Here is a 13,461-nt window from a genome sequence, read left to right on the forward strand (position 1 = left end):
TCATGTCTGCAGGAGAAGTCTTGACTCCACAGGAGTATATCGGTCACCACCTGACGCAGCTTCAGGTCGGGACTGGGTTCTGGTCGATCAACATCGACTCGATGTTTTTCTCCGTCGTCCTCGGGGCGCTTTTCCTGGTGATCTTCCGCAAAGTGGCCAAAAACGCCACCAGCGGCGTGCCGGGTAAACTGCAAACCGCCGTGGAGCTGGTAGTCGGTTTCGTCGACAGCAGCGTGCGCGACATGTACCACGGCAAGAGCAAGGTGATTGCGCCGCTGGCGCTGACCGTGTTCGTCTGGGTGTTCCTGATGAACCTGATGGACTTGCTGCCCATCGACTTCCTGCCTTACGTTGGCGAACACATCCTCGGCCTGCCTGCGCTGCGCGTAGTGCCTACCGCCGATGTGAACGTCACGCTGTCGATGGCGCTGGGCGTGTTTATCCTGATTCTGTTCTATAGCATCAAAATGAAAGGCGTTGGCGGGTTCGTTAAAGAGTTGACCATGCAGCCGTTCAACCACCCTGTATTCATTCCTATCAACCTGATTCTTGAAGGTGTCAGCCTGCTGTCCAAACCTGTTTCACTGGGTCTGCGACTGTTCGGCAACATGTATGCGGGTGAGTTGATCTTCATCCTGATTGCCGGCCTGTTGCCGTGGTGGTCACAGTGGGTCCTGAGCTTGCCTTGGGCTATCTTCCACATCCTGATCATTACGCTTCAAGCCTTTATTTTCATGGTTCTGACGATCGTCTATCTGTCGATGGCATCTGAAGAGCACTGATTTTCTTAAAACACTTGCACTTTTAAACTGAAACAAACTGGAGACTGTCATGGAAAACCTGAGTATGGATCTGCTGTACATGGCTGCCGCTGTGATGATGGGTTTAGCGGCAATCGGTGCTGCGATCGGTATCGGCATCCTGGGTGGTAAATTCTTGGAAGGCGCTGCTCGTCAGCCTGACCTGATTCCTCTGCTGCGTACACAGTTCTTTATCGTTATGGGTCTGGTCGACGCCATCCCGATGATCGCTGTAGGTCTGGGTCTGTACGTGATGTTCGCCGTCGCGTAAGTAGAGCAACCCTCTACGACGTAACCAAACTATTAACTTTTAAAGAGGCATTGTGCTGTGAATCTTAACGCAACAATCCTCGGCCAGGCCATCGCGTTCGTTCTGTTTGTCTGGTTCTGCATGAAGTACGTATGGCCGCCGATCATGGCTGCCATCGAGAAACGTCAGAAAGAAATCGCTGACGGCCTCGCTTCTGCAGAGCGTGCCAAAAAAGATCTGGACTTAGCGCAAGCCAATGCGACCGACCAGCTGAAAACTGCCAAAGCAGAAGCTCAGGTGATCATCGAGCAAGCGAACAAACGCAAAGCTCAGATCATGGATGAAGCGAAAGCCGAAGCCGAGCAGGAACGTAACAAAATCGTGGCGCAGGCTCAGGCTGAGATCGAAGCCGAACGTAAGCGCGCTCGTGAAGAGTTGCGTAAGCAAGTCGCGATGCTGGCAATTGCCGGCGCCGAGAAGATCATCGAACGTTCCGTGGATGAAGCTGCTAACAGCGACATCGTTGATAAACTGGTCGCTGAACTGTAAGGAGGGAGGGGCTGATGTCTGAATTTGTAACTGTAGCTCGCCCCTACGCCAAAGCAGCTTTTGACTTTGCCGTTGAGCACCAAAGCGTAGAGCGCTGGCAGGACATGCTGGCGTTTGCGGCTGAAGTCACTCGCAATGAACAGATTTCTGAACTGCTGTCTGGCGCGGTTGCGCCAGAAACGCTGTCCAAGACGTTCATCGCGGTTTGTGGCGATCGGCTCGACGAACATGGCCAGAACTTTATCCGTGTAATGGCCGAAAATGGACGTTTACTGGTTCTTCCTGCCGTGCTGCAGCAGTTCATCGAACTGCGCGCCTCGCTGGAATCCACCGTCGAAGTCGAAGTGCTCTCTGCGAGCGCGCTGAGCGACGAACAGCAGGCGAAAATCGCCGCTGCGATGGAAAAACGTCTGTCACGCAAAGTTAAGCTGAATTGCAAAATTGACAAGTCTGTACTGGCCGGCATCGTTGTTCGCGCCGGCGATATGGTGATTGATGGCAGCGTTCGCGGTCGTCTTGAACGCCTGACAGACGTCTTGCAGTCTTAAGGGGACTGGAGCATGCAACTGAATTCCACCGAAATCAGCGAACTGATCAAGCAGCGCATTGCTCAGTTCAATGTAGTGAGCGAAGCTCACAATGAAGGTACTATCGTTTCCGTCAGCGACGGGATCATCCGCGTACACGGCCTGGCCGAAGTTATGCAGGGCGAAATGATCGCGCTGCCTGGCAACCGTTACGCAATCGCATTGAACCTGGAGCGCGACTCCGTTGGTGCCGTGGTCATGGGTCCGTACGCGGATCTGGCCGAAGGCATGAAGGTTAAATGCACCGGCCGTATCCTGGAAGTTCCAGTCGGTCGTGGTCTGCTGGGCCGCGTCGTTAACACCCTGGGCGCGCCAATCGACGGCAAAGGCCCGATTGAAAACGACGGTTTCTCTCCGGTAGAAGCTATCGCCCCAGGCGTTATCGAGCGTCAGTCCGTTGATCAGCCGGTTCAGACTGGCTACAAATCCGTTGACGCCATGATTCCAATCGGCCGCGGCCAGCGTGAGCTGGTGATCGGTGACCGTCAGACCGGTAAAACCGCGCTGGCGATCGATGCGATCATCAACCAACGCGACTCCGGCATCAAATGTGTTTACGTGGCTATCGGCCAGAAAGCGTCCACCATCGCTAACGTGGTGCGCAAACTGGAAGAGCACGGCGCACTGGCCAACACCATCGTGGTGGTGGCGACCGCTTCCGAATCCGCTGCACTGCAATACCTGGCGCCATACGCCGGTTGCGCAATGGGCGAATACTTCCGTGACCGCGGTGAAGATGCGCTGATCGTGTACGATGACCTGTCCAAGCAGGCCGTTGCTTACCGCCAGATTTCCCTGCTGCTTCGTCGTCCGCCAGGTCGTGAAGCTTACCCAGGCGACGTATTCTACCTGCACTCCCGCTTGCTGGAGCGTGCAGCGCGCGTTAACGCCGAGTACGTTGAAGCCTTCACCAAAGGTGAAGTTAAAGGTAAAACCGGTTCACTGACCGCTCTGCCGATCATTGAAACCCAGGCGGGTGACGTTTCCGCGTTCGTTCCGACCAACGTAATCTCGATTACCGATGGTCAGATCTTCCTGGAATCCAACCTGTTCAACTCCGGTATTCGTCCGGCAGTTAACCCGGGTATCTCCGTATCCCGTGTTGGTGGCGCCGCGCAGACCAAGATCATGAAGAAACTGTCCGGTGGTATCCGTACCGCGCTGGCGCAGTATCGTGAACTGGCTGCGTTCTCCCAGTTCGCCTCCGATCTGGACGACGCGACCCGCAAACAGCTGAGCCACGGTCAGAAAGTGACCGAGCTGCTGAAACAGAAACAGTATGCGCCGATGTCGGTTGCACAACAGTCTCTGGTGCTGTTTGCCGCAGAACGCGGTTACCTGAACGACGTCGAAGTCGCCAAAGTGGTGAGCTTCGAAGCCGCGCTGGTGGCCTATGCGGACCGCGAGCACGCCGAACTGCTGAACCACATCAACCAAACTGGCAACTTCAATGATGAGATCGAGGGCAAGTTGAAAAACGTCCTCGAGACCTTCAAGAAAACCCAGTCCTGGTAACGCCGAGCGGTCCTGCTGTTGAAAGACAGCAGGCCGTCTGGCACTGAGGAGAAGCAGAGATGGCCGGCGCAAAAGAGATACGTAGTAAGATCGCTAGCGTGCAAAACACGCAAAAGATCACTAAAGCGATGGAAATGGTCGCCGCCTCCAAAATGCGTAAATCGCAGGATCGCATGGCGGCCAGCCGTCCTTATGCAGAGACCATGCGCAAAGTGATTGGTCACCTTGCGTTAGGGAATCTGGAGTACAAGCACCCGTACCTGGATGAGCGTGACGTTAAGCGCGTTGGGTATCTGGTGGTGTCTACTGACCGTGGTCTCTGCGGCGGCTTGAACATCAACCTGTTCAAAAAGCTGCTGGCGGAGATGAAAGCCTGGTCCGAAAAAGGCGTCGAAACCGATTTGGCGCTGATTGGCTCTAAAGCGGCCTCTTTCTTTGGTTCCGTGGGCGGCAACGTGGTTGCCCAGGTGACCGGCATGGGGGATAAACCTTCCCTGTCGGATCTGATCGGGCCGGTGAAAGTGATGCTGCAGGCCTACGACGAAGGTCGTTTGGACAAGCTGTACATTGTCAGCAACAAATTTGTTAATACGATGTCCCAAGAGCCGCAGGTGCTTCAGCTGCTGCCGTTACCGCCAGCCGATGACGAAGAGCTGAAGAAAACGCCTTGGGATTACCTGTATGAACCGGATCCAAAAGTGCTGCTTGATACCTTGCTGCGCCGCTATGTGGAGTCGCAGGTTTATCAGGGCGTCGTGGAAAACCTGGCCAGCGAGCAGGCCGCACGAATGGTCGCGATGAAAGCCGCAACCGATAACGGCGGTAGCCTGATCAAAGAGCTGCAGTTGGTATACAACAAGGCGCGTCAGGCCAGCATCACTCAGGAACTCACCGAGATCGTTTCGGGAGCCTCCGCGGTTTAAGCTAGGTTTACGAATTACGTAGAGGATTCAAGATGGCTACTGGAAAGATTATCCAGGTAATCGGCGCCGTGGTGGACGTCGAGTTCCCTCAGGATGCCGTACCAAAAGTGTACGACGCCCTTGAGGTAGAAAACGGCACCGAAAAACTGGTGTTGGAAGTTCAGCAACAGCTGGGCGGTGGCGTGGTTCGCTGTATCGCAATGGGGACCTCCGACGGTCTGCGTCGCGGTCTGAAAGTGAACAACCTGGACCACCCGATTGAAGTGCCGGTGGGTAAAGCTACCCTGGGCCGTATCATGAACGTATTGGGTCAACCCATCGACATGAAAGGCGACATCGGCGAAGAAGAGCGTTGGGCGATTCACCGCGCGGCGCCAAGCTACGAAGAGCTGTCCAGCTCCCAGGAACTGCTGGAAACCGGTATCAAGGTAATGGACCTGATTTGTCCATTCGCCAAGGGCGGTAAAGTCGGTCTGTTCGGCGGTGCGGGCGTAGGTAAAACCGTAAACATGATGGAGCTGATCCGTAACATCGCGATCGAGCACTCCGGTTATTCCGTGTTTGCGGGCGTGGGCGAGCGTACTCGTGAGGGTAACGACTTCTACCACGAAATGACCGACTCCAACGTTCTGGACAAAGTATCCCTGGTTTACGGCCAGATGAACGAGCCACCAGGTAACCGTCTGCGCGTTGCGCTGACCGGTCTGACCATGGCGGAGAAATTCCGTGACGAAGGCCGTGACGTTCTGCTGTTCGTTGACAACATCTACCGTTATACCCTGGCCGGTACCGAAGTGTCCGCACTTCTGGGCCGTATGCCATCCGCGGTAGGTTATCAGCCGACGCTGGCGGAAGAGATGGGCGTTCTGCAAGAACGTATCACCTCGACTAAGACCGGTTCCATCACTTCCGTACAGGCCGTTTACGTTCCTGCGGATGACTTGACTGACCCGTCTCCAGCCACCACCTTTGCGCACTTGGACGCAACCGTGGTACTGAGCCGTAACATCGCTTCTCTGGGTATCTACCCGGCCGTTGACCCGCTGGATTCCACCAGCCGTCAGCTGGATCCGCTGGTTGTTGGCCAGGAGCACTACGACGTAGCGCGTGGCGTGCAGTCCATTCTGCAACGCTACCAGGAACTGAAAGATATCATCGCGATCCTGGGTATGGACGAGCTGTCTGAAGAAGACAAACTGGTCGTATCCCGTGCGCGTAAGATCCAACGCTTCCTGTCTCAGCCGTTCTTCGTGGCAGAAGTCTTCACCGGTTCTCCGGGCAAGTTCGTATCGCTGAAAGACACCATCCGTGGTTTCAAAGGCATTATGGACGGCGACTATGACCACCTGCCGGAGCAGGCGTTCTACATGGTTGGCACCATTGAAGAAGCAGTGGAAAAAGCCAAGAAACTGTAACGCCTTGAGAGGAGGGTGATATGGCTATGACTTACCATCTGGATGTAGTCAGCGCGGAAAAACAGATGTTTTCCGGCCTGGTGCAGAAGATCCAGGTGACAGGCAGCGAAGGTGAACTGGGGATCTTCCCTGGCCATGCGCCGCTGCTGACTGCCATCAAGCCTGGCATGGTGCGTATTGTTAAGCAGCACGGTGAAGAAGAGTTCATCTACCTGTCCGGCGGCATCCTCGAGGTGCAGCCGAGCGTGGTTACCGTGCTGGCGGACACTGCTATCCGTGGTACTGACCTCGACGAAGCGAGAGCGTTGGAAGCTAAGCGTAAAGCTGAAGAACACATTCGCAGCTCTCATGGCGATGTCGACTATGCTCAGGCATCCGCTGAACTGGCGAAAGCGATCGCAAAACTGCGCGTTATCGAGCTCACCAGAAAAGCGATGTAATGTTTGGGTGCAGAGCACCCAACTTTAAGAAAGCGGCCTATAGGGTCGCTTTTTTTTTACTTTAAAATAAGTATTTCAGCCCGGCGTAGAAAGTGGTATGTAACCCTGATATCCAGGGTGGAGCCGTCGCCAATCACCGACAGTTTTTTCGTCCTGAAGCCTAATTGGACATGATGGTGGCAGGCCAAGCGCTGCGCGGCCTGCGACGGTTTCGTGATGAGAAATATGTAGTAATATCGTCGCTAAACGGTTTTACTTTCGTCTATCAAAATGGAGTTATCAGGTTGCTTATGTCGAACAGCGCAATGAGCGTGGTTATCCTCGCCGCAGGCAAGGGTACGCGCATGTATTCCGATCTTCCCAAAGTGTTGCATCCGTTGGCCGGCAAGCCGATGGTGCAACACGTCATTGATGCCGCGATGAAACTGGGCGCGCAACATGTACACCTGGTATACGGCCATGGCGGCGATCTGCTGAAAAGCACGTTGACCGAAGGCGCGCTGAACTGGGTGCTGCAGGCCGAGCAACTGGGCACTGGCCATGCGATGCAGCAGGCGGCGCCGCATTTTGCCGACGATGAAGACGTGTTGATGCTGTATGGCGACGTGCCGTTGATCTCCGTCGATACGCTCACGCGCCTGTTGGCGGCCAAGCCGCAGGGCGGCATCGGCCTGCTGACGGTCAAGCTGGACGATCCGAGTGGCTATGGCCGCATCGTGCGCGAGCAGGGTGACGTGGTGGGCATCGTCGAACACAAGGACGCCAGCGAAGCGCAGCGTCAGATCAATGAGATCAATACCGGCATCCTGGTGGCGAATGGGCGCGATCTGAAGCGCTGGCTGGGGATGTTGAACAACGACAACGCTCAGGGCGAGTTTTACATCACCGATATCATTGCGTTGGCGCATGCCGACGGCAAGAAAATCGAAGCCGTGCACCCATCGCGTTTGAGCGAAGTGGAAGGCGTGAACAACCGACAGCAGCTGGCGACCCTGGAGCGCGTGTTCCAGTCGGAACAGTCTGAAAAACTGCTGCTGGCCGGCGTAATGTTGTTGGATCCGGCGCGTTTCGACCTGCGCGGTGAACTTGTTCACGGCCGCGACATCACTATTGATGCGAATGTGATTATCGAAGGTCACGTCAAGCTGGGCGACCGGGTGAAAATCGGCGCCGGCTGCGTGCTGAAAAACTGCGTGATCGGTGATGACTGCGAGATCAGCCCTTACAGCGTCCTGGAAGACAGCGTGCTGGAAGCCGCCTGCTCCGTTGGGCCGTTCGCCCGCCTGCGCCCTGGCGCGGAGCTGGCAACAGGGGCCCACGTCGGCAACTTCGTGGAAATGAAAAAGGCGCGATTGGGCAAAGGCTCCAAGGCCGGTCACCTCAGCTACCTGGGCGATGCCGACATTGGCGATGACGTGAATATCGGCGCCGGCACCATCACCTGCAATTACGATGGCGCCAATAAGCACAAGACGCTGATCGGCGATGGCGTGTTCGTCGGTTCCGATACTCAGCTGGTGGCGCCGGTGTCGGTCGGCAAAGGGGCCACCATTGCCGCCGGCACCACGGTGACGCGAGATATCGCCGAAAACGAACTGGTGCTGAGCCGCGTCAAGCAGGTGCACATTCAGGGCTGGCAGCGCCCGGTGAAGAAGAAGTCATAGTGTGTTTTGCGTTGGGCTCCATTCACGAGCCCAATACAAAACATAATAACCCCCACCATCTACAGGCTCGGGGGACGCACGGTAAAACCGGCAAAAATCAGGTCAAGGCATCGAAAACGCCCATAAAAGGCGTTCATTAGGAATATAACCGAATGTGTGGAATTGTAGGCGCAGTAGCGCAACGTGATATCGCAGAAATTCTGCTGGAAGGTTTACGTCGTCTTGAGTACCGCGGTTACGACTCCGCCGGTCTGGCGGTGGTCGACGATCAAGGCAACGTCAGTCGCCTGCGTCGCGTAGGCAAGGTGCAAAAACTGGCCGAAGCGGCGGAGCAGACCGATCTGCACGGCGGCACCGGCATCGCTCACACCCGTTGGGCAACGCACGGTGAACCGACCGAAGCGAACGCGCACCCGCATGTTTCCGACTACATTACCGTGGTGCATAACGGCATCATCGAAAACCACGAGCCGCTGCGCGAACTGCTGATCGAACGCGGTTACCGCTTCAACTCTGAAACCGACACCGAAGTGATCGCGCACCTGGTGCACTGGGAACAGCTGCAGGGCGGTACGCTGCTCGAAGTGGTTCAGCGCGTGATCCCACAGCTGCGCGGCGCTTACGGCACCGTGGTGATGGACAGCCGCGATCCGAGCGTATTGGTCGCGGCGCGCTCCGGCAGCCCGCTGGTTATCGGTCGCGGCGTCGGGGAAAACTTCATCGCTTCCGATCAGCTGGCGTTGCTGCCGGTCACCCGCCGCTTCATCTTCCTGGAAGAAGGCGATGTGGTGGAGGTGACTCGCCGCACCGTCAACATCTTCGACAAGCAGGGTAACGCCATCGAGCGCCCTGAGATCGAGTCCCAGGTGCAGTATGACGCCGGCGACAAGGGCGCTTACCGCCACTACATGCAAAAAGAGATTTACGAACAGCCGCTGGCGCTGAAAAACACCCTGGAAGGGCGTTTCAGTCATGGCCAAATCAACCTGAGCGAGCTGGGCCCGCACGCCGACGAGCTGCTGGCCAAGGTGCAGCACGTGCAGATCATCGCCTGTGGGACTTCTTACCACTCCGGGATGGTGGCGCGTTACTGGTTTGAAGCGCTGGCCGGCGTGCCGTGCGATGTCGAGATCGCGTCCGAATTCCGTTACCGCAAATCGGCGGTGCGTCCGGGCAGCCTGATCATCACCCTGTCGCAGTCCGGCGAAACCGCCGACACGTTAGCGGCGCTGCGTCTGTCCAAAGAGCTGGGTTATCTCGGTTCGCTGGCCGTTTGTAACGTTGCGGGGTCTTCGCTGGTGCGCGAATCCGATCTGGCGTTGATGACCAAAGCGGGCACGGAAATCGGCGTTGCTTCGACCAAAGCCTTTACCACGCAGCTCACCGTGCTGTTGATGCTGGTGGCGCGCCTGGGCCGTCTGAAAGGCATGGCGGAAAGCGTGGAGCAGGAGATTGTGCACGGCCTGCAGGCGCTGCCGGCGCGTATTGAGCAGATGCTGTCGATGGATAAAGAGATCGAAGCGCTGGCGGAAGGTTTCTCGGACAAACATCATGCGCTGTTCCTCGGCCGCGGCGATCAGTACCCGATCGCCATGGAAGGGGCGCTGAAGCTGAAAGAGATCTCCTATATTCACGCTGAAGCTTATGCGGCGGGTGAGTTGAAACACGGCCCGCTGGCGCTGATCGACGCCGATATGCCGGTGATCGTGGTGGCGCCGAACAACGAACTGCTGGAAAAGCTGAAGTCCAACATTGAAGAAGTGCGCGCGCGCGGCGGTCAGCTGTACGTGTTCGCCGATCAGGACGCCGGCTTCGTCAGCAGCGAAGGCATGACCATCATTCCTCTACCGCACGTTGAGGAAATCGTGGCGCCGATCTTCTACACCGTGCCGTTGCAGCTGCTGTCTTACCACGTGGCGCTGATCAAGGGCACCGACGTTGACCAACCGCGCAACCTGGCGAAGTCTGTCACCGTAGAGTAATTTGCCGCAGGTAAACTGCAAAAGCCGGCCTTCGCGCCGGCTTTTTTCATGAGTGACCTTAAAGATGACAGCGCGACCGATTCGGCGATAAACATTGTCATATTCAAGCGGATAGGCCGTGCCCAAACGGTTTTTTTGTTGTTTGGCAATTGCGCTATTTTTGATTTAATTGATTGATTTTTAAATAAACAAACCCCATTCAAATGCACTGTAATATAACTGTCATATTGCGTACATTTTTCTGTCACCAAACTGTCCTATTTTCCCTCCTGCAGCAATACTTACTCTGATTAAAACGACTCGACGTCGATTTTAAGTATCCCATTAGGAGGGATTATGAAACTGATGCGTACCACCGTCGCCAGTATTGTGGCAGCGACCTTCTCCCTGACCGCCGTGTCCGCGTTCGCTGCTGCCAGCCTGACCGGTGCAGGTGCGACATTCCCCGCTCCGGTTTACGCCAAGTGGGCAGATTCTTATCAGAAAGAAACCGGCAACAAAGTTAACTATCAGGGCATCGGCTCCTCTGGCGGCGTGAAGCAAATCGTGGCCAACACCGTTGACTTTGGCGCTTCCGACGCCCCGCTGTCTGACGACAAACTGGCGGCCGATGGCCTGTTCCAGTTCCCGACCGTGATCGGCGGCGTGGTGCTGGCTGTGAATATCCCGGGCATCAAATCCGGCGAACTGACGCTGGACGGTAAAACCCTGGGTGATATCTACCTGGGCAACGTCAAAAAGTGGAACGATCCGGCTATCACCAAGCTGAACCCAGGCGTGAAACTGCCTGACCAGAACATCGCCGTGGTGCGCCGCGCCGACGGTTCCGGCACCTCGTTCGTGTTTACCAGCTACCTGTCCAAGGTGAACGCGCAGTGGAAAGAGAAGATCGGCGCCGGTTCTACCGTTAACTGGCCGACCGGTCTGGGCGGCAAAGGCAACGACGGCATCGCCGCCTTCGTTCAGCGTCTGCCTGGCTCTATCGGCTACGTAGAATACGCTTACGCCAAGCAGAACAACCTGGCTTACACCAAGCTGGTGTCCGCCGACGGCAAACCGGTCAGCCCGACCGAAGAGAGCTTCAGCAACGCCGCTAAGGGTGCGGATTGGAGCAAAACCTTTGCTCAGGATCTGACTGACCAGAAAGGCGACAACGTGTGGCCAATCACCTCCACCACCTTCATCCTGGTGCATAAAGAGCAGAAAAACCCTGCTCAGGGCGCCGAAGTGCTGAAGTTCTTCGACTGGGCCTACAAAACCGGCGGCAAGCAGGCTAACGAACTGGATTACGCCACCCTGCCGAAAGAAGTGGTTGAGCAGGTGCGTGCGGCCTGGAAAACCAACGTAAAAGACAGTTCAGGTAAAGCGCTGTACTAACAACGCAGGGGCGCGGGTTCGCCGCGCCCCACACAGTTCTTCAGGCTCCGATCCCGGTTGGGGCTGCCAGGGTTCAAACAGAGAGTAATCTATGGCTGAGTACAAGCCGACCATCAAAGCACCGGGCAAAAACGGTGACATCATTTTCAGCGCGCTGGTGAGACTGGCTGCGCTGATTACCCTATTGTTGCTGGGCGGCATCATCGTTTCGCTGATCTTCGCCTCCTGGCCAAGCATGCAGAAATTCGGCTTCGCCTTCCTGTGGACCAAAGAGTGGGATGCGCCGGCGGAGCAGTTCGGCGCGCTGGTGCCTATCTACGGCACCGTGGTCACCTCGCTCATCGCGCTGATTATCGCCGTGCCGGTGAGTTTCGGCATCGCGCTGTTCCTGACCGAACTGGCGCCGAACTGGTTGAAGCGGCCGCTGGGCATCGCCATTGAGCTGCTGGCGGCCATCCCGAGCATCGTCTACGGCATGTGGGGCCTGTTCGTGTTCGCCCCGCTGTTCGCCGAATATTTCCAGACGCCGGTGGGCGAAGTGCTGTCGGGCATTCCTATCGTCGGCGAGTTGTTCTCCGGCCCGGCCTTCGGCATCGGCATTCTGGCCGCCGGGGTGATCCTGGCTATCATGATCATTCCTTACATCGCCGCGGTGATGCGCGACGTGTTCGAGCAGACGCCGGTAATGATGAAAGAGTCGGCCTACGGCATCGGCTGCACCACCTGGGAAGTCATCTGGCGCATCGTGCTGCCGTTCACCAAAAACGGCGTCATCGGCGGCGTGATGCTGGGCCTGGGCCGAGCGTTGGGGGAGACCATGGCGGTAACCTTTATCATCGGCAACACCTACCAGCTCGACAGCGCTTCGCTGTACATGCCGGGCAACAGCATCACCTCGGCGCTGGCCAACGAATTCGCCGAAGCCGAGTCCGGCGTGCACACCGCCGCACTGATGGAGCTGGGCCTGATTCTGTTTGTTATCACCTTTATCGTGCTGGCGCTGTCGAAACTGATGATCATGCGTCTGGCCAAGAATGAGGGGCGTTAACATGGCGACGATGGATATGCAAAACGCAGTCGTTCTGGCGGAAAGCCGCCGCAAAATGCAGGCCTGGCGCCGGCAGAAAAACCGCCTCGCGCTGTTCCTGTCGATGGCGACCATGGCGTTCGGGCTGTTCTGGCTGATCTGGATCCTTATCGCCACCGTGACCAAAGGCTTCGACGGCATGTCGCTGGCGCTGTTCACCGAGATGACCCCGCCGCCGAACACCGCGGGCGGCGGCTTGGCCAACGCCATCGCCGGCAGCGGGCTGTTGATCCTGTGGGCGACCATCTTCGGCACGCCGCTGGGCATCATGGCCGGTATTTACCTGGCAGAATACGGACGTAAATCCTGGTTGGCGGAAGTGATCCGCTTTATCAACGATATTCTGTTGTCTGCACCGTCGATCGTGGTGGGCCTGTTCGTTTACACCATTGTGGTGGCGAAGATGGAACACTTCTCCGGTTGGGCTGGCATCGTGGCGCTGGCGCTGCTGCAGGTGCCGATCGTCATTCGCACCACCGAGAACATGCTGAAACTGGTGCCGGATACGCTGCGCGAGGCCGCTTATGCGCTGGGCACGCCGAAATGGCGCATGATTTCCGCCATCACGCTGAAGGCGTCGGTGTCCGGCATCATCACCGGCGTGCTGCTGGCGATTGCGCGTATTGCGGGGGAAACGGCACCGCTGCTGTTCACCTCGCTGTCGAACCAGTTCTGGAGCACCGACCTGATGCAGCCGATCGCCAACCTGCCGGTGACCATCTTCAAATTCGCCATGAGCCCGTTCGCCGAATGGCAACAGCTGGCCTGGGCCGGGGTGCTGTTAATCACCCTGTGCGTACTGTTACTGAATATCCTGGCGCGCGTGATTTTCGCCAAGAAAAAGCATTCATAAAATTTTGAGCGCCGCTTTG

Annotated in this window: 13 protein-coding genes; all 13 read left to right on the forward strand. The window is 56.9% G+C overall.

Features of this window, described 5'->3' with window-relative positions:
- Window positions 1-2: 2 nt before the first annotated feature.
- The 13 genes from atpB (at window position 3) to pstA (ending at window position 13,442) form a co-directional block, all read left to right on the forward strand.
- Window positions 3-782 (forward strand): F0F1 ATP synthase subunit A, encoded by a 780-nt coding sequence (gene atpB, locus ACUTQY_RS18990; RefSeq protein WP_015376132.1) that lies wholly within the window; start codon window positions 3-5, stop codon window positions 780-782.
- Window positions 783-831: 49 nt separating this feature from the next.
- Complete coding sequence (atpE, locus tag ACUTQY_RS18995) at window positions 832-1,071, forward strand: F0F1 ATP synthase subunit C (protein ID WP_004093904.1); 240 nt, start codon at window positions 832-834, stop codon at window positions 1,069-1,071.
- A 57-nt stretch (window positions 1,072-1,128) separates the two neighbouring features.
- The gene (atpF, locus tag ACUTQY_RS19000; RefSeq protein WP_004933804.1) at window positions 1,129-1,599 is read left to right on the forward strand and encodes a F0F1 ATP synthase subunit B; all 471 of its coding nucleotides are present in this window, start codon (window positions 1,129-1,131) and stop codon (window positions 1,597-1,599) included.
- A 14-nt stretch (window positions 1,600-1,613) separates the two neighbouring features.
- Window positions 1,614-2,147 (forward strand): F0F1 ATP synthase subunit delta, encoded by a 534-nt coding sequence (atpH, locus tag ACUTQY_RS19005; protein ID WP_025160298.1) that lies wholly within the window; start codon window positions 1,614-1,616, stop codon window positions 2,145-2,147.
- 12 nt (window positions 2,148-2,159) lie between these two features.
- Window positions 2,160-3,701 carry a F0F1 ATP synthase subunit alpha gene (gene atpA / locus ACUTQY_RS19010; RefSeq protein WP_046687988.1) on the forward strand — a complete coding sequence of 514 codons (1,542 nt, stop codon included), beginning with the start codon at window positions 2,160-2,162 and terminating at the stop codon, window positions 3,699-3,701.
- A gap of 59 nt (window positions 3,702-3,760) precedes the next feature.
- On the forward strand, window positions 3,761-4,624 hold the full coding sequence (gene atpG, locus ACUTQY_RS19015; protein WP_004933811.1) for a F0F1 ATP synthase subunit gamma: 864 nt from the start codon (window positions 3,761-3,763) through the stop codon (window positions 4,622-4,624).
- 32 nt (window positions 4,625-4,656) lie between these two features.
- On the forward strand, window positions 4,657-6,039 hold the full coding sequence (gene atpD / locus ACUTQY_RS19020) for a F0F1 ATP synthase subunit beta (protein ID WP_004933813.1): 1,383 nt from the start codon (window positions 4,657-4,659) through the stop codon (window positions 6,037-6,039).
- A 20-nt stretch (window positions 6,040-6,059) separates the two neighbouring features.
- The gene (locus tag ACUTQY_RS19025) at window positions 6,060-6,479 is read left to right on the forward strand and encodes a F0F1 ATP synthase subunit epsilon (protein ID WP_004933814.1); all 420 of its coding nucleotides are present in this window, start codon (window positions 6,060-6,062) and stop codon (window positions 6,477-6,479) included.
- 290 nt (window positions 6,480-6,769) lie between these two features.
- Window positions 6,770-8,143, forward strand: a complete 1,374-nt coding sequence (gene glmU, locus ACUTQY_RS19030) for a bifunctional UDP-N-acetylglucosamine diphosphorylase/glucosamine-1-phosphate N-acetyltransferase GlmU (RefSeq protein WP_046687989.1) — start codon at window positions 6,770-6,772, stop codon at window positions 8,141-8,143.
- A 152-nt stretch (window positions 8,144-8,295) separates the two neighbouring features.
- Window positions 8,296-10,125, forward strand: coding sequence for a glutamine--fructose-6-phosphate transaminase (isomerizing) (glmS, locus tag ACUTQY_RS19035; RefSeq protein ID WP_089197565.1), 1,830 nt, complete (start codon window positions 8,296-8,298; stop codon window positions 10,123-10,125).
- Window positions 10,126-10,461: 336 nt separating this feature from the next.
- The gene (gene pstS, locus ACUTQY_RS19040) at window positions 10,462-11,502 is read left to right on the forward strand and encodes a phosphate ABC transporter substrate-binding protein PstS (protein WP_033645155.1); all 1,041 of its coding nucleotides are present in this window, start codon (window positions 10,462-10,464) and stop codon (window positions 11,500-11,502) included.
- Between the two features lie 91 nt (window positions 11,503-11,593).
- Window positions 11,594-12,550 (forward strand): phosphate ABC transporter permease PstC, encoded by a 957-nt coding sequence (gene pstC / locus ACUTQY_RS19045; RefSeq protein ID WP_004933822.1) that lies wholly within the window; start codon window positions 11,594-11,596, stop codon window positions 12,548-12,550.
- 1 nt (window position 12,551) lies between these two features.
- Window positions 12,552-13,442 carry a phosphate ABC transporter permease PstA gene (gene pstA / locus ACUTQY_RS19050; RefSeq protein WP_019455481.1) on the forward strand — a complete coding sequence of 297 codons (891 nt, stop codon included), beginning with the start codon at window positions 12,552-12,554 and terminating at the stop codon, window positions 13,440-13,442.
- Window positions 13,443-13,461: the final 19 nt, after the last annotated feature.

This window comes from Serratia sp. TSA_130.1, assembly GCF_052691795.1.

Coding starts and splice junctions, on each gene's coding strand:
- atpB (WP_015376132.1), top strand. CDS start 3: ATGTCTGCAGGAGAAGTCTTGACTCCACAGGAGTATATCGGTCACCAC.
- atpE (WP_004093904.1), top strand. CDS start 832: ATGGAAAACCTGAGTATGGATCTGCTGTACATGGCTGCCGCTGTGATG.
- atpH (WP_025160298.1), top strand. CDS start 1,614: ATGTCTGAATTTGTAACTGTAGCTCGCCCCTACGCCAAAGCAGCTTTT.
- atpA (WP_046687988.1), top strand. CDS start 2,160: ATGCAACTGAATTCCACCGAAATCAGCGAACTGATCAAGCAGCGCATT.
- atpG (WP_004933811.1), top strand. CDS start 3,761: ATGGCCGGCGCAAAAGAGATACGTAGTAAGATCGCTAGCGTGCAAAAC.
- atpD (WP_004933813.1), top strand. CDS start 4,657: ATGGCTACTGGAAAGATTATCCAGGTAATCGGCGCCGTGGTGGACGTC.
- ACUTQY_RS19025 (WP_004933814.1), top strand. CDS start 6,060: ATGGCTATGACTTACCATCTGGATGTAGTCAGCGCGGAAAAACAGATG.
- glmU (WP_046687989.1), top strand. CDS start 6,770: ATGTCGAACAGCGCAATGAGCGTGGTTATCCTCGCCGCAGGCAAGGGT.
- glmS (WP_089197565.1), top strand. CDS start 8,296: ATGTGTGGAATTGTAGGCGCAGTAGCGCAACGTGATATCGCAGAAATT.
- pstS (WP_033645155.1), top strand. CDS start 10,462: ATGAAACTGATGCGTACCACCGTCGCCAGTATTGTGGCAGCGACCTTC.
- pstC (WP_004933822.1), top strand. CDS start 11,594: ATGGCTGAGTACAAGCCGACCATCAAAGCACCGGGCAAAAACGGTGAC.
- pstA (WP_019455481.1), top strand. CDS start 12,552: ATGGCGACGATGGATATGCAAAACGCAGTCGTTCTGGCGGAAAGCCGC.